This window comes from Christiangramia forsetii KT0803, from assembly GCF_000060345.1.
In the GTDB taxonomy this organism is placed as follows: Bacteria; Bacteroidota; Bacteroidia; order Flavobacteriales; family Flavobacteriaceae; genus Christiangramia; species Christiangramia forsetii.
Genome location: NC_008571.1, coordinates 1,287,880 through 1,303,420, shown reverse-complemented (window position 1 = coordinate 1,303,420; position 15,541 = coordinate 1,287,880). Strand labels below are relative to the sequence as shown.

Annotated in this window: 15 protein-coding genes and 2 pseudogenes; 2 read left to right on the top strand and 15 right to left on the bottom strand. The window is 36.3% G+C overall.

All coding sequences use genetic code 11. The features are described from left to right. Positions 1-47: 47 nt before the first annotated feature. Positions 48-659: an RNA polymerase sigma factor gene (locus GFO_RS05845; protein WP_041250027.1), complete on the top strand. Its 612-nt coding sequence runs from the start codon at positions 48-50 to the stop codon at positions 657-659. A 113-nt stretch (positions 660-772) separates the two neighbouring features. Here GFO_RS05845 and GFO_RS05840 read toward each other — a convergent pair whose 3' ends face one another. The 13 genes from GFO_RS05840 to GFO_RS05775 form a co-directional block, all read right to left on the bottom strand. Continuing rightward, the gene (locus GFO_RS05840; RefSeq protein WP_011709142.1) at positions 773-1,993 is read right to left on the bottom strand and encodes a DUF4856 domain-containing protein; all 1,221 of its coding nucleotides are present in this window, start codon (positions 1,991-1,993) and stop codon (positions 773-775) included. A 975-nt stretch (positions 1,994-2,968) separates the two neighbouring features. Next, the gene (locus tag GFO_RS05830) at positions 2,969-3,520 is read right to left on the bottom strand and encodes a potassium channel family protein (protein ID WP_011709139.1); all 552 of its coding nucleotides are present in this window, start codon (positions 3,518-3,520) and stop codon (positions 2,969-2,971) included. A 383-nt stretch (positions 3,521-3,903) separates the two neighbouring features. Further along, the gene (locus GFO_RS05825) at positions 3,904-5,397 is read right to left on the bottom strand and encodes an FMN-binding glutamate synthase family protein (protein WP_011709138.1); all 1,494 of its coding nucleotides are present in this window, start codon (positions 5,395-5,397) and stop codon (positions 3,904-3,906) included. Between the two features lie 6 nt (positions 5,398-5,403). Continuing rightward, positions 5,404-6,063, bottom strand: a complete 660-nt coding sequence (locus GFO_RS05820) for a DUF2231 domain-containing protein (protein WP_011709137.1) — start codon at positions 6,061-6,063, stop codon at positions 5,404-5,406. A gap of 297 nt (positions 6,064-6,360) precedes the next feature. Then, positions 6,361-6,813, bottom strand: a complete 453-nt coding sequence (locus GFO_RS05815) for a heme-binding domain-containing protein (protein ID WP_011709135.1) — start codon at positions 6,811-6,813, stop codon at positions 6,361-6,363. Beyond that, a complete protein-coding gene (locus tag GFO_RS05810; protein WP_011709134.1) occupies positions 6,814-7,422 on the bottom strand; it encodes a DUF3347 domain-containing protein in 609 nt (202 codons plus the stop codon). A gap of 135 nt (positions 7,423-7,557) precedes the next feature. After that, a complete protein-coding gene (locus tag GFO_RS05805; RefSeq protein ID WP_011709133.1) occupies positions 7,558-10,008 on the bottom strand; it encodes a multicopper oxidase domain-containing protein in 2,451 nt (816 codons plus the stop codon). An 11-nt stretch (positions 10,009-10,019) separates the two neighbouring features. Continuing rightward, on the bottom strand, positions 10,020-10,514 hold the full coding sequence (locus GFO_RS05800) for a DUF305 domain-containing protein (protein ID WP_011709132.1): 495 nt from the start codon (positions 10,512-10,514) through the stop codon (positions 10,020-10,022). Positions 10,515-10,545: 31 nt separating this feature from the next. Beyond that, positions 10,546-11,091: a DUF3347 domain-containing protein gene (locus GFO_RS05795; protein WP_011709131.1), complete on the bottom strand. Its 546-nt coding sequence runs from the start codon at positions 11,089-11,091 to the stop codon at positions 10,546-10,548. A 77-nt stretch (positions 11,092-11,168) separates the two neighbouring features. Next, positions 11,169-11,738: a helix-turn-helix domain-containing protein gene (locus GFO_RS05790; RefSeq protein ID WP_011709130.1), complete on the bottom strand. Its 570-nt coding sequence runs from the start codon at positions 11,736-11,738 to the stop codon at positions 11,169-11,171. A gap of 19 nt (positions 11,739-11,757) precedes the next feature. Continuing rightward, entirely contained in the window at positions 11,758-12,333 is a 576-nt protein-coding gene (locus tag GFO_RS05785; protein ID WP_011709129.1) for a DUF2911 domain-containing protein, read from the bottom strand. A gap of 199 nt (positions 12,334-12,532) precedes the next feature. After that, positions 12,533-13,141 carry a DUF3347 domain-containing protein gene (locus tag GFO_RS05780; RefSeq protein WP_041250025.1) on the bottom strand — a complete coding sequence of 203 codons (609 nt, stop codon included), beginning with the start codon at positions 13,139-13,141 and terminating at the stop codon, positions 12,533-12,535. A gap of 219 nt (positions 13,142-13,360) precedes the next feature. Next, positions 13,361-13,759, bottom strand: a complete 399-nt coding sequence (locus GFO_RS05775; RefSeq protein WP_011709126.1) for an HYC_CC_PP family protein — start codon at positions 13,757-13,759, stop codon at positions 13,361-13,363. 574 nt (positions 13,760-14,333) lie between these two features. On the opposite strand from GFO_RS05775, the pseudogene GFO_RS17645 reads away from it, so the two are divergent. Next, positions 14,334-14,450, top strand: a pseudogene (locus GFO_RS17645) (transposase); the annotation flags it as partial. A gap of 103 nt (positions 14,451-14,553) precedes the next feature. Here the strand turns inward: GFO_RS17645 and GFO_RS18125 are convergent. Together GFO_RS18125 and GFO_RS05760 are read right to left on the bottom strand one after the other, a co-directional pair. After that, complete coding sequence (locus GFO_RS18125; protein ID WP_367183336.1) at positions 14,554-14,673, bottom strand: BfmA/BtgA family mobilization protein; 120 nt, start codon at positions 14,671-14,673, stop codon at positions 14,554-14,556. A 642-nt stretch (positions 14,674-15,315) separates the two neighbouring features. Next, a pseudogene (locus GFO_RS05760) lies at positions 15,316-15,483 on the bottom strand (JAB domain-containing protein); the annotation flags it as partial. Positions 15,484-15,541 lie beyond the last annotated feature (58 nt).

The following is a 15,541-nucleotide window of genomic DNA, read 5'->3' as shown; positions in this document are numbered from 1 at the left end:
ACTTTTTATTATTTTTTTTTAATATTTTTACAAAAATTATGATAATTATGCTGGAAAACGAAATTGATTCTAAACAATTTAGTAAGAATGCACTACTTATTTCAGAATTAAAAACGGGAAACGAAAAAGCCTATACTCACTTGGTTGACCAATATCACGAACCATTATGTGCGTATGCTTATAGTCTCATTAATGATAGAGATATTGCCCAGGATATCGTCCAGAATGTTTTTGTTAAAATTTACGAAAAACGCAAATCATTAAAAGAAGACTTTATAATAGAGAGGTTCTTATACAAATCGGTTTTTAACGAATTTATAGATCAGTATAGGAAAAATAAGCTGGTTACAAAATTAGAAAAAAAGCACATTGAAGCTTTACACGAGTATTTTGAAAGTGAAGATGGAAAGCTAGAAGCGCTTTTCACCATGGTCCAAACAGAAATTGATAATTTGCCTCCAAAGTGTAAAAGAATTTTTGTTTTAAGTAAAAAAGAAGGACTTTCCAATAAAGAGATTTCAAACCATCTTAGTATTTCTATAAAAACGGTTGAAGCACATATAACTAAAGCTTTTTTTTTGATTAGAGAACGAATAGATCTTTCCTCTCGGCAGGAACTTATATTAACCTTATTGTTTAAAGGTTATAGCTATAGTTAAGCCTTTCTACAAATTACCTTTTGTACTCCTGAAACTGGGGAGTTATAGATTTTTCAACTATAAATTTATCTTTACCCTATTTGGTAAATAGGGTAAAGATAATTCAGTTTCAACTAGTTTGCGCTCGCTGCCTGTGAGACAGTAAAGTCAAATTTGGCTGCAATAGCTTCAGAAATTCTATCAATGGTGGCCGGTTTCAGATCCCAAAAACCATTAGGCCCATCACCCAAAAGAGACGAGGTAAAACCATTTACCTCACTTTTAGTAAAAAAAGTAGTACCGGTGTTGTTATTTCTGCTAAAACGTAAACTAAAAACAAATCCGTAGCCTTCGGAGAGGTTTTGGAATGCGCCACCAAAATCTCCATTTGTAAGCAAATTTTTACCTTGTTGCAAATAGTAAACCGCACGTATTGCCATTAATTCCGATATTTTTTGTCTTATAATAGCAGCTTGAGCATCCCGAACTGTATAATCTTTCGCTACTATCGCGGCACGACCTAATTTGAAGGCATCAAAAATATCAGCAGCAAAAGTAGAGAAATCAGGATCTTCGTTCACTGTGCCTAAATAATTATTTAAAAAGCTATCATCCTTTCCGATCGTAGCATTAGGATTGGCCGGATCAACAGATGTCCCATAAAGGTAACCATAGGCTTCATCCCAATTATGTTCCATAGTGGTAAAAACCTCTCCTTCTTCAGTAACTCCGTTATTATTGTCCTCCACTTTATTGGGAGCATCAAGAACTGAAGTACTTAGATAGTTGTTCAGCATCTGATCGGCCATCAGTGAGCCAATGAGGCTTTTAGCAAATATTTGAGTGTAGACCAGTCCCTGATTATTAACATACCGGGTTTTAGCACCATCTCCAAGCTGACCTGCACTACCTGCGGTTGCCAATACATTCTGGTTTGGAAATACCTCATTGATCTGACCAGAAATATAACTGTCAAAAAGAGCCTTGATTGCTGCTGATTCGGTTGTATTCGCACTAAAATAATCTTGAGACGCGGCAGTTTTACCACGAACACTTTTATCTGATGCATTTAGGTTCTCATTTGTGAAATTAGTATTTCCTTCTTGATGATCATACATTGCCTGTAATGATAACTCCGTTGTATTTTCAAAATCTGTGAAGGCGTTCAGTACTTCCTCTGCCATTAAGATTCGAGTTGTCTGACCGGTAAAATTTACAGTAGATTGTCCATCTCGCTCGAAGGTATAATCCGCTGGGGTTGCAAAGTTTGGGGGTTGGGTACTCGGTGCATCATCTTCAGAACATGAAACTAGGATAAGACTTAAAATGATAGCTGTAAAAAATGATTTTTTCATTATTATTTTTATTTAGATTTAATAAACAAATATAAAAGGAACGCTTGAAAGTTTAAAATTAATTTAGATTAAATTTAAATAGTGATATGCAAAAAAGTTTCTCGCTTTAGAACTATTATCTTTACCCTTGATGAGTACGGTTTTATAACCAGACTCAAAACCCATCGCATTTATGCGGATGAGAATAAATTATATTAAAAATTCTCGTATATAATGGGTTTTTTAATATATCATAAAATGAGTTTGATTATAACCTCAATTAGTAACATTCCTTCCTCTATATTGATACAGGTGTTTATAAAAAAAGTGAAAATTTAATTCAATCTAGTGGGAGTTAAAAAGGGATAGCTTGTTGTATGTCTTTAATCGTATTTAGACTATACCCAGTTAATATTGGTCCAAGAAAATAAGAATGGCGAGCAGTAGGCTAATTGTTCGCCACCAGGTTAAAATAAGGTCATAGATAGAAAATAATTATTTCGTATTTCTAGAAGAAGTATGTATTTTGGTAATTTTCCAATTTCCATACATCTTCTTTAAGATAGACGTTGCCACCCCTTTTTTCTTTATAGTCCTTGTATCATCTTTGTCATCTGGTTAAAGCACGATGTTATAAATATAAGTTTCTGTAGCAAACGCATAAGATGTATCAACCTGTACATCAATCTCATAATCTGAAAATTCAAATTTTTTAAAATGCCCCAATTCTGGTCCCAAATGATGTTCTATGTAGTGGGCATACGAGCCCTCGACACCCCCTGATTAATAAACTCTGGAATCTTCGGCAAATAACTCGAAAGTACCTTCGGTTGTTAGGTTTTGTAGGGCATCTTTATACCATTTCATAACTTTTAAGACCGCTCCTTTTTCTGTGTCGGGATCTGTGTTTTGACTATAGATTTGACTATTTGCAAATAACAATAACGTTAAGAATGTTGTAAGTTTTGTGTCTTCATAATTTTAGTTTTTAAAGATTTATTTATTTACGCGTATTCTATTCACATTTGCAATCCCAAACACCAGTACAAAAAACCTTAAAACTACCTCCAAAATTACCAACATCTTTGCAATTAAAGATGTGGGGAAGATATCGCCATAACCTACCGAAGAAAAAGTAATTGTACTAAAATAGAGGTATTCAAAAAACACCTTAGTACTCGAAGATTCAATATTAAGTGAAGATTTAAAACTTTCAGGCGCAAAAAATTGTAAAGAAGTAAAATCGAATGCAAATGAGGTTATAATCATACTGATGAGCAGCCCGAATAAAACAAGTATATGGCTCAACAGATGACTCTGGTTGATTATTTTCATCAATTGCTTAAAGGCAAGTTTTACTATGAAAAATGCTTTTACAAATGCGAACAATAAGATTATCCACGACAGCCAAAATGAATCCAAGAGGAAAGGCAGACCCCAAATGCTCAAAATTGCTAATCCTGCAATAAGTGCTATGGTAGTCCAACCTTTTGACGCAAGCTGAATGTAAAAATCATCTGTATGTTCTATTGCGTTGGTTTTATTCATCTATTACTTCTTATAGTAAAATTAATTTCTGCTATTAAACTGAAAGTAGTTTCACACATCCATATTTAGAAAACATCTTGCCACAGTTTTTATGTTTTATCTTTGTATGCAACATACAATGCCCTGGCTCTTCCTACACCAATTGCTATTTCAATAAATTATGGCAATACAATCCTCTCCGTGTCCTTGCTATTCATTATGCCGTAATAAAAGGCATAGCTCTAAAATGCTAAATAAACATAGCTGTGACCATGATAAGAGAATGAGGTTAGCCCCTAAAACTAAAAAGAATCCCTGTGTAAGAATTAAAGACTATGGCTACTCAGAAATGAGAATAATATTACTATTAAAACTCCTTATAAAAGGTAAACCTTATATTCTTCTTAGGAATCTTTGTAAATTTCTTCATAGGATTTACCTTTTCCATCCACTTTTTTAAAAACATTTCCTTTGTGAATACCGGTTTTATCTTTTAATCCCATCGCTACCAATATTTCTTTTAATCCTTCAATGGTATTTCTGTGGTAATTGGCGACCTTGACTTTTTTATCTACCACAGATAAAGAATCAATCCTGCCAGGATCCATTGTGGTAATACCGGTAGGACAAGTGTTTAAATTACATTTTAAAGATTGCACACATCCCAGGGCAAACATCATCCCTCGTGCACTATAACAGGCGTCAGCCCCCAGAGCCAAAGTTTTATATATATCAAATGCCGATATAATTTTTCCCGAAGCTAATATCTTAATATGTTGTCTTAAATGAAATGCAACCAAAGTTTTATTCACAAAGTGTAAGGCTTCCTGTAAAGGTGTACCTCCCCAGTGCAAGGAGTCCATATTAGCCGCTCCTGAACCACCTTCTGCACCATCTATAACTATAAAATCTGGATAACTTTGTATTTCTGCAAATACCTTTATCATTTTTTCAAACTCTTTTTGCTGTCCTAAACATAATTTAATGCCAATAGGCTTACCGCTGGACAATTCCCTTAATTTTTCAATAAATTTGATAAGCTCCTGGGTATTATTAAAAGCACTGTGATGGGCAGGGGAATGAATTTCAGTATGGGCTTCTATCTCTCTAAACTTTGAAATTTCTTCTGTATTTTTTTTAGCGGGAAGTATTGCTCCAAAGCCAGGTTTTGCGCCCTGGGAAATTTTAACCTCTATCATTTTCACGAGATCATTCTGGGCTATTTCAGTAAACTTTTCAGCATCAAAATTCCCTTCAGCATTTCGGCATCCAAAATATCCGGTTCCAAATTGAAAGATTAGATCTGCTCCGTATTTTTGGTGATAAGGTGTAAGTCCCCCCTCACCAGTATTTTGTGCAAATCCCGCTATTTTAGCTCCTCCATTAAAGGCCAGGGTAGCATTTTTACTTATGGAACCGTAACTCATACCGCCCAAGTTTAAAATACTTGCGCTATAGGGCTGGTTACATTTAGGCCCGCCAATTGTAACCCTAAAATCGTCCTGGAATTTTATTGACGGAAAGGCTGAATGTAAAAACCACTCGCGCCCCATTTTTTCAAAAGATAATTGAGTACCAAAAGGCTGACTTTTATTATCGTCTGCAGCTCGTTTATATACAATTTCCTTTTGGATCCAGTTAAAAGGCATCCCTTCGCTACGATTGAGCAACAGCGCTTCCTGAAGTACATGACGTTGTTGTTCTATGAAGTTTGTGATTCTACCAATTAAAGGATAATTACGTTGAATATTATCACTTTTTTGAAAATAATCTATTGAACCCAATATCAAAAAAGGAAGGATAACTAAAGTAATCCACCACAAATACGGGACCCATGCTATAATTAAACCTACTGTTATAATTATTGTAAAACTTATAATTAAAAAAGCTTTCCTCATATTTTTTTAATGTGAATGCTCCCCACCTTCTCCATGGCTTTCTCCGTTTTCATCCCCTAAAAACTGCCCTTGTGGCCCTACCCCTTCTATATACACAAGTTGGGATCCATAATGCCCAGCCCAGCCCACAGAATAACCTGCAAAGGCAAGCACTAAAAAAACTGAAATCTCAAACCATCTTTTTTGTTTAAAAAGGAAGAGGCTTCCCAATTTTAGCACAGCAGCAATAGCACTGGACCATATCGTCCAGGTGGCATATTTATCATGCTGTTCCAGCACTTTTTTAGCAGTTTCGGTAAGACCTTCAGTGTATGGATGTACAAATGTTCCGGCGACATAAGCTCCAATAAATCCAGCACCTACTGTAAGCAGGATGACCCAGTCCATAGTACGGCTCATTGTGAACAATTGTATAAACTGTAGTAACACGGCTAACAACAGTAAAGCAATGGGAAAATGGACCACTAAAGGATGTAGGTTAGGAAATTCATCAAGGCCTACTGCTTCAGAACCCTGGACTGGAGAAAAGGTATCAGGAACTGTATCTTCCATTGTTACTTCGATATTATTTAAGGATACTGAATTGAGGTCTTTCGCAAAAGCATTTGAGAAATTTACAAAAAAGACCAAAAGTAATGTGGTGAATAATAGTTGTTTAATTCTCATTTGTTATGGTTTTAGATTAGTTCTCATTTAACTGAAGTAACAAGGCTCCTATGATTATAATTACAATGATCCCAAAGATTGTAAAGTTGAACCATTTTTTAAATCCACTCCCCCTTTGTCCTTTTTCATTTCCAGTCTTGCAACAATCTTTCATTTAATTCTTTATTGCGCCTGAGGGGGAAGGGTTTTTCAGTATATAACACCCTTCCCTACAGGTCTTTAAACACCAAGTACCAGAAATTTCAACTAACCAATCAAACAATTATAAAAATTATTCTTTCTGATATTGGGTTTTATTTATAATTCACTTTTAAGGCCGGTTATATAATTTATAATTTCTAACTTATCTTCACTTGAAAGTTTCGCATCCCCATGGATCAGGGTATAAGAATCCAATGGCATCTCACCGTCTTCAATCTGGCTTATAATAGATCTCAACTTGCTGTTCTTTCTGCGATCTGAATAGTCACCCCATTCGTTAAAATTAAGTTCCGCCTTTCCTTCTCTAATATGGTCTTCCAGGAACCAGGCCACCGGCTGTACTTTGTTATACCAGGGATATTCAGTATTATTACTGTGGCAGTCGTAGCAAGATACCTGTATCTTATTCTGTATTTTTTCAGGCACAGTGTTGACCAACATAAAATCTGCACGGGACACTTCTTCACTCTGATTGCGTTCTATCGGAAAAAATTGTATTACAACCAATGAGACCAAAAAAAACCAGCCAATGAACTTAATTACTTTCAATTAATTAATCTCTTTTTGAATGTTTCCGCAGTCCATCATTTTACTTCCGAAATACGGGTTTTTAATTTCTTTTGTAGCACTTAACCACTGTGCCCCTTTATTGTTGTTATACATTGGACAAAAATCCTGATATAATTTTTTATTCGTTCCGGTTATGGCAATCATATCTATAACATCTTTGCTCAAAATATCGAAATGTTCCCGTTGATGGTCAATTGCGCTTTCGGCAATATGTTCTGCATGCTCCTTTGCATCTTCAATGATATCAGTTAACTCCTGCTGTTCCTCTGAAGAATAATTGCTCTTGTCAAAATTCTCAAATTCATCAACCAATTTGCCTCCGGCCTGAGCGGCTGCTTCCTGATCATCTGCAACTAGCGCATTTTTAAGCTGCAGGTAGTTATCGATAATGGTATTTGTAGCATTATTACCTGCATTCTCGGCCATCATTTTTCCGGAACCTCCCTGATTATCAGAATCTTCCTGATACATCTCACTGGACATCGGTTCAGAGACTTCCTTTTCCTGACTCGCGTCCTTACAAGACATTGCAGTTAGTGTCACCAATACCATAAGATAAATTTTTATTGTCATTCTTACTTTTTTCATTTTGATTTGATTTAATTTAATTTAATTTATAATGAAAGTTTTAATCTGTTCTATTTTGCGAGAGTTGTAAAATTCGCTTAACATTCTTCTTAATCCTATCTGTGTGTTTTTTACATTGCTATTTAATTTAAATTATTAAAATCTTAGTGATAGTCCACCACCAGCGCCAAAACGGTTGTCATAGCTTCCCATCAAGGAAAAATTCTTGGATAAAAAATATTCAATACCTGTACTCCAGGTAACCTCTTTTTTGAAATTATTTCCTTGAGGCAGTTCATCTACCCACCCAAAATCTGCCTGGTACTCGTACATTCCGAACAATATTGTTCGCGGAAAAATACTGATCGCACGGCTCAGGCTAATTTGCGGGCGCAATTTGCTGTCCATTCGCACATCCAACGTAAATAAGTAAGGAGTGAGATATCGTACACCTGCTATTGCTGTTGTTGTTATCTCATCGAGGCTATCCTCCATTCCGTTCTCGACATTTACACCGGCAAAAACTGTCAAATAATCATAAAGGTATCTATCATAAGCAGCTTCCACCTCCATATTCTTGTTCCACCCGTATTCCCCCCGAAAACTGAATTGATTTCGGATATTGGACGATATCAGGTTCAATGTGGTCATATGCGATGCCGCATCTATCATTCCGTAGGAATAATACTGATCGGTCTCATCCAAGAGCTTGGAGACAGGATATTCCTCTAACCTTGGATCCCTAGGGGTGTCATAGCTTACAATGCGTGCCATACCACCTACTAAATGGTAAAGGATATGGCAATGGAAAAACCAATCGCCGTATTCATTGCCATAGAATTCAATGGTCACCTTTTGCATTGGCGGTACATTGACCGTGTGTTTTAGAGGGGAATATTCCCCGTTTTCATTGATGACCCTAAAGAAGTGGCCGTGAAGGTGCATGGGGTGGTGCATCATAGTCAGGTTGTTAAAAGTAATCCTGGTCACCTCGTCTCCCTTGATTTTTATTTTATCTGCCTCAGATAAAGGGACACCGTTCATACTCCAGATATAGCGTTGCATATTCCCGGTAAGGTTCAGTAGGATTTCGGATACGGGCACATCGGGATCATAGCTGGTCTTCTCTGGCGACTTCAGGTAGTCATAGTTGTATTGCGAAAACATAGCCATTCCCTGCATGCCATCTGCTTCGTCCATTACTTCCCGTCCGGCAGTCGGGTTCGTCTTGTTCATATCCTCCATTTGAGAGGCCTCTTTCATTTTGGTATCCTTTTTCGTATCCATCCCGGCCATTTTGGAACGGTCCATCTGCATCGAATCCTTTTTCATATCCATTTGCATTCCGTCCATTTCATCTTTCTTCATTTCCATATCCTTACCATTGGACTTGTCCCCATTCATCATATCCATATTCATTTCCTTCATTCCTTCCATCTGCATATTATCGTCCATTTGCATGCCCCATTTCTCCTTCATCTGATATCGCTCGTCTTTGCCCGGGCGGAATTTTAAAGCGGGTGCACCCATTTTCATTTTCATTTTGGCCATTTGCTGCATCATCCCGATTTTATCCGGTCTGGAAACATCAGGGGCGGCAACGATAGGGCCTTGGCCCAAGTAAGCAGTTGCGGTTCCGGAGCCATCCTGGGCCATAATTTTAAATTCCAGTTTGCCGTTCTCCGGTATGGTCACGATAAAATCGTAGGTTTCCGCAACGGCAATAAAGGTTTTGTTTCTTTTAACAGGAACAACATCTTTACCATCTGCCGAGACAAGCAAAGGGTCTGGGCCGCCAAAGGCCATCCAAAATGAAGTTGATGCAGAGCCGTCAATAATGCGCAGGCGTACTTTCTCCCCAGGTTTGAATTCGGGATATTCCACATTTTCTTCTCCATTTATTAAGAACGCCGGGTAATATATGTCCGCTATATCCGCGCTTTCCATACGCTGTCTCCAAAAATCGACCTGCGCGCCCAGTGCCCCCCTGGCAATAACCTGGTTGAGCGGTGTGGCCGTCCCTTTTCTTATATTGTACCATTCTGTGCCCCGTTTTAAAAACCGCATTACATCCTGGGGCTTTTCATTGGTCCAGTCAGACAATACCAAAACCTGCTCTTTATCATACTCCAATGTTTTGTCTTTCGGTTGTATGACGATGGAGCCAAAAACACCACTCTGTTCCTGCAACATCGTATGGGAATGGTACCAATAGGTACCATTTTGCTTTATTGCAAATTCATATTTTAAGGTTTTGCCGGGTTCTATAGGTGGGGTAGAAAGGTAGGGTACACCATCATAAAAATTGGGCAGCAACATACCGTGCCAGTGAATGGAAGACTCTACGCTCATTTCATTCTTCACATAAATTATGGCATATTCCCCTTCATTAAAATCTAATGTGGGCCCGGGGATCTGACCGTTTACGGTCATACCCATAACCGGCTTGCCAGCCTTGTTGACCTGTTCTTCCCGCAAGGTCAACGTGTATTCCCGCACAGGCAGATCGTCAACGTTTCCTTCTACGGATGCCTCTAATTCTTCCTGGCTGTAACCCGAAAAACCTAAAAATATCAGTAGGATTAGAAAGTAATTTTTCAATTTCATAGTTTGTTATTTTATTTATTTTCGTTCTCCAAACGATAAATGATCTTCTTCATTTGGGCGATTTCCCTTTTCTGGGCCTCAATAATTTCTTCGGCCAGTTTCTTGGTTTCAGGATCCTGAAGGTCTGCCCGTTTACTGGTTAAAATTGCAATGGAATGGTGAGGGATCATCGCTTTCATATATAAGACATCTCCAATAATGGGACGTTGTGCCCTTACCAAACCTAAGGCTGAAACAAATAACACCAGGCTACCGATATAAATAGCGATATTCTTCTTCTTACTTTTATACATTTTCAGCATAAGGGATAACATGATCACTGCCATTGCTGCTATTCCCAGGCACGTCATATAAAAGCGGGTTAAACTAAAATATACATGGTCAAACTCATACGTATTCATGTACATCGTGATATACATAGCTATAAAAGACAGACCGAGCATTAGGAAAAACCGACCATAATTACTTCCACCAGACTTGTGGTTATTGTTGTTTTCTGAATTCATACAATTAGGTTTTACGGTTAATTGGGAAATTTTACTTTTTTATAGTTTTCTTTACGGAGCCGCAGTTGAGCATTTTATCACCGAAATATGGATTTTTAATTTCCTCAACGTCAGCATACCAGTACGCACCATCATTATTAAAAGCCATAGGACAGAATTTCTTGTAAATAGTCCCACCGGATAATGCTTCCTCAAACATTGGCCCAGCCAATTCTGTAAAATTTGAAAATAATCTTCTCTGCTCCTCAATATCGTCAGTATCTCCCAATTGCTCAGCGATAGATTTTAATTCTGCACGCTCTTCTGAGAAAGAATCGGCCATACTTTTAGCTGCATCCTTTGCCTGGCCGGAGTCCTCATTGGTAAGTGCCATTTTAATTTCCAGGTAGTTATGCCAGATTTTCCCTGTCATGCCATCTATAAAATCCTGATCGGCGATATCAGCCGTTTCTTTTTCAGCTTTCTTTACTTCCTCTGGAGTATTAATTTCTACACTTTGGCCTTTTTCTTTATCCATACAGGAAACAAAGATCAAGACGACTAGAAATAATATCCCAATTTTTGATAATTTTCTCATTTGATATTTTTGATTGGTTACAATCTTCTAAATTACTTTTTATCGGCAACTTATATTGTTACAATTATGATAGATACTTACACAATTTGGTCTAATGAACTTCTTAGGTTTTTATTCTGTTTTTTATAATTTGAAAGGCTCATCCCTGTTTCGTTCTTAAACTGTTTGGATAGGTAATTAAGGTTGCTGTAATCCAGAAGCCGACTTATTTCAGTAAAATTAAATTCATTAGACTGAATAAGCTCTTTAACCTTTTCAATTTTCAACTTTATAAAATATTTTTCAACGGTAGTATTTTCTGTATATGAAAAAATTCTACTCAATCGAATATAATCATATTCAGTTTCCTCAGACAAATAACTGGAAAGTGTACCTGTCTTTTGAACAGGTAGATTTTCAAACAACCTTAATAGGCTTAATTTGACTCTCTCTACCAGAATTTCATCTGAGCTTTTTAATAATTCAAAACCATTTACTTTAAGAACTTTATCCAGTCTTTTTGCGTCTTCGATTTTATTATTGCTTTCATAAACAACCCGTCCCAATTCCACATCTTTCACTTCAATCCCTGCCTCACACAATTCATTCCGTACCACCTTAATACAGCGGTCGCAAACCATATTTTTGATAAATATTTCTACGATCATAATTTTGTTGTTTTTATTCTTAGTCTTCCACCTGGAAAGGAAGTTTTAAAAGCACCCTCTCCCAGGCCAGGGAAATCTCACCAATATCCTCACCTGTTTTACTTATAGTATAGTCCAGTTCTTCTTGAATATTTTCAAGTTTTTCAGGCTTTACTTCTACAGTTATAATATTCTTCATAGGATCGTATTCATCTTTTCCATGCTGGTCCCAGTGACTGTTAAACATTACTTTCCAGACATTTTTTCCAGGGATTGTAAAAAACGCATATTTACCCGCTGGTAAGAGTTTTTCTCCAAGCATAAGGTCTTTATTAGTTTCTAGCCAGGTAACATTATGAGCTCCAGATTGCCACACAGTATTGTACCCCACCAAACCTCCAAAAACAATCCTGTTACGAACCCTTGGGGAAGAATAATCTATATGTACATGGGCCTCCCCTACCATCGCCATAGCACTTTTATGAGGGCTCATTACTTTTTTATTTTTATCTATAGCCTCACTTTTGACTATATCATGTGTTCCATGTTTATGCTCCTGTGCGAAACCGGAATAGGCCAGTACACCTATAAATACAGTAATTAATAGTGTTTTCATTTTTATTTTTTTTATTTAGTTTTGATACGGCTGGCAGAAGAATGAAGTATTATTCTTCATTAATCCCTGTGATTTTTTTAATATATAGCTGTAAAATCTGCCAAGGGTAATCATTTATATTTTTTTAGGTTAAGGAATAAATTGTAGAGCTGCAAAAGTGGATAAAAGGATCACTGCAAAGTGGTTGTATTTTTTTCCTTTAATTAATTTCTCTATAGATAGAACCACATTTCAGCATTCTTTTTCCGAAATACGGATTCTTGATTTCCTCTGTTGAACTTAACCACGCTGCCCCTTTATTATTGTTGTACATTGGACAAAAATCCTGGTAGAGTTTTTTATCGGTTCCTGTTATAACGATCATACCTAGAACATCCTTGCTCAAAATTTCAAAATGTTCACGCTGTTGGTCAATGGCGCTCGCAGAAATAAGTTCTGCATGCTCCTTTGCATCTTCAATGATGTCTTTTAACTCCTGCTGTTCCTCTGAAGAATAATTGCTCTTGTCAAAATCCTCAAATTCACCGGCCAATTTACCTCCGGCACTAGCGGCTGCTTCCTGGTCATCTGCTACTAGAGCATTTTTTATCTGCAGGTAGTTGTCTATGATTACTGATATGCTTTCAGACTGGGATTCACCTATTTTTTTTCCCTTAAAATCTAATTCAAAAGTATCTCCATTCTGCACCAGACCCTGTTCCCTGTTTTCACTTAATAGGTTTTGATCCCTACTGTTTTCTTTACAGGATATTACAATGATGGCCATTAATGTTGCCAAAATGCTGATTTTAAACCTTGGTTTACTCATTTTAAATAAATTTAAGTACGTTCTTAATATGATTGTAAATATTGAAAAAAGCCCCCTTCTAAAGATGAAGAAGGAAACATTGCTGTTTTGACAGGGAACCTATTATTGACTACGGCAAGTTACTGCCGCCCGGACACACGAAAAAACAGTTGCACAGAACAATTGAAGGCGTCCTGAAAACCTTAGGGTTTCAGGACTAATGTTCCCTCAGAATAAATCTCAAATAAGAAATGTAGCGTATAGTACCGAAATATCCTTAACAATTAAAGGCGGAGCGTAATCATCAAAAGGAGCCGGCTTTTCAGGTGTAAAATAATGCGGGATTAAAAAAGAATATGCAATAGTGATAAACAGCTGATCGATTGAGTCATGATTTAGCTGAATATTTTTAAAGTCTTTTTGCCCCTCTACGGTAGTTTTTGTAGTGGAACAGCAATCGCCCTGCACTAAGCCTTCGGAAGAAGCCTTTTCCATGCCACAGGTTTTTGCCTTTAAATTAATGGCGGTATCCACCAAATAGTCCCCACAAAAATGCTTGCTTATGGTAAAAGAAACAGTGGACATCAACATCAAAAAAGATATCAAATGAAGCAGGCTATTTCTAAAAGAATTTTTCATTTTTATGATAGTACCAAGCAAATATAAAAAAATAAAATATAAAAAAAGTTGTAATTTTATGGAATAGAGTTATAAAATCATGGATTTAGTAGATTTTTTTTAATTAAATCTATATTATTGAGTAAAGATAATTCTTAAATACATAAAGAAGTGTGTAATAAATGTCTGGCGAACTCAGGAATAATTAGAGACTCTGTCGTTTCACTACAGTGTTAGACCTCCCGGATTTTAACTTAAAATGTAAATTGTTAGAAAGTTTAGCTACCGTTTGAAATACGTAATTGGCTCCTCCGTTCAAATTTACGGGTAGAGACCGTATGAAGCTATTTTTTTGTTATAGCGAGCAAAGAATATAGTTCATAGGTTGTGTGGGAATAAGAAGGCGCCTTTATCGGCTTAACCTTTTTTCTTTCGTGGTTTCTAAAATTATACCTTTTCTTCCATACCTTTTTTGGCAGCTGTTTAAATTGTTATTCCATAATTAGATGGAGAAATTATAGGATACCAATGAATGTGTAAGCTTCCCTTAAAACCGAACTGTTTAAAAGTAGAATAATTCTTAATTTTAAACAGTATGAAAAAAAGTAAATTTTCCCCTCAGAAGATCTCTAAGATCCTTAAAGAATGCGATAATGGTAAAACTGCTGCTGAGATCAGCCGTGAATATGGCATCAGCACAGCTGCTTTCTATATTCTTAATGATTGCTATTATAGAATTTATTCCTTTTGAAATAATCTTTTCCAGACTTTCAAATTTAGGTCCTAGATCTTCGTGTGGAGAAATTTGGTTTTTTTCAAAAAAAAGCTAAAATCACATCTACAGATTCTGTATGTGATTTAGCTACAAATTTTGAATATTCACGAAATCGACGTGCAGTTTTTTTCTTGATGCGGATAGTTGCAAAATTGTCCATAATTGAAAAGATTTTCAAGTTTTTGCCGCAAAATATTAACGTTTTACTGGGGTGGGTTCCCAGTCGATTTGCGTCAAAAAAAATAACTTTAATTAATTGAACATCAATAGTTATATGGTTTTTGTGGATTTATAACATCGCTCTGCGTGTTATCCTCTTGCTATTCCCCCTTTTTGTCCGCCAGGCGGACAAAAAATTCATACAATACAGGCTAAACGCCAATTTCCATTTTCTTAGAATTCAAGATTCCTTGTGAAATAAATTGATGGATATAGTAAGCAGCGAAAGTCAAAATAATAGGCTCACTATCCGTAAAAATAAATGCTGAAGATCAGCCTTTTAAAGATAAGGTTTTTTTACTAAATGAAATTTTCAAAGCATAAAAAAAACATCTCTGGTATTTCAGAGATGTTTGTAATTCTATTTGGTCGAATTCAGATATTAAAAACATAGGTGTTATTATACATATTTCGTATCGCTTCCTCTTCGATAAGCCGTTTAAAATTGAAACCATGTTCTTTTGCATATCTTCTAATATCATCACCAGATTTAGTTCTACATCCCTTTTGGAATTTTTCAGAAGTCGTTTCTGTGCTTCCTTATTTAAGTTTGAATAATTTAGATATATCATAACTTTTTGGTTTAAAGGATTCCACTATCTGCGAAACTAAAATAATCACCATCGGGGGTCAGGATTAAATGGTCCAGGATTTTAATATCTAAAAGTTCTCCCGCTTTCCTAATTTTTTCAGTCAGGCGTTTATCTGTTTCGCTGGGCTTTAAAGTTCCCGACGGATGATTATGCGCTTTATGCAAAGCTTTACATAATGCTCATTATGTAAAGTAAATTATTATGTAAAGTAATCCT

Bases quoted from the DNA above. Each gene is read 5' to 3' on its own strand.
- GFO_RS05820 (WP_011709137.1), bottom strand. From the start codon at position 6,063: ATGAGAATTAAACAACTATTATTCACCACATTACTTTTGGTCTTTTTT.
- GFO_RS05785 (WP_011709129.1), bottom strand. From the start codon at position 12,333: ATGAAAACACTATTAATTACTGTATTTATAGGTGTACTGGCCTATTCC.
- GFO_RS05810 (WP_011709134.1), bottom strand. From the start codon at position 7,422: ATGAAAAAAGTAAGAATGACAATAAAAATTTATCTTATGGTATTGGTG.
- GFO_RS05795 (WP_011709131.1), bottom strand. From the start codon at position 11,091: ATGAGAAAATTATCAAAAATTGGGATATTATTTCTAGTCGTCTTGATC.
- GFO_RS05775 (WP_011709126.1), bottom strand. From the start codon at position 13,759: ATGAAAAATTCTTTTAGAAATAGCCTGCTTCATTTGATATCTTTTTTG.
- GFO_RS05790 (WP_011709130.1), bottom strand. From the start codon at position 11,738: ATGATCGTAGAAATATTTATCAAAAATATGGTTTGCGACCGCTGTATT.
- GFO_RS05780 (WP_041250025.1), bottom strand. From the start codon at position 13,141: ATGAGTAAACCAAGGTTTAAAATCAGCATTTTGGCAACATTAATGGCC.
- GFO_RS05800 (WP_011709132.1), bottom strand. From the start codon at position 10,514: ATGAATTCAGAAAACAACAATAACCACAAGTCTGGTGGAAGTAATTAT.
- GFO_RS05830 (WP_011709139.1), bottom strand. From the start codon at position 3,520: ATGAATAAAACCAACGCAATAGAACATACAGATGATTTTTACATTCAG.
- GFO_RS05805 (WP_011709133.1), bottom strand. From the start codon at position 10,008: ATGAAATTGAAAAATTACTTTCTAATCCTACTGATATTTTTAGGTTTT.
- GFO_RS05840 (WP_011709142.1), bottom strand. From the start codon at position 1,993: ATGAAAAAATCATTTTTTACAGCTATCATTTTAAGTCTTATCCTAGTT.
- GFO_RS05825 (WP_011709138.1), bottom strand. From the start codon at position 5,397: ATGAGGAAAGCTTTTTTAATTATAAGTTTTACAATAATTATAACAGTA.
- GFO_RS18125 (WP_367183336.1), bottom strand. From the start codon at position 14,673: ATGGACAATTTTGCAACTATCCGCATCAAGAAAAAAACTGCACGTCGA.
- GFO_RS05845 (WP_041250027.1), top strand. From the start codon at position 48: ATGCTGGAAAACGAAATTGATTCTAAACAATTTAGTAAGAATGCACTA.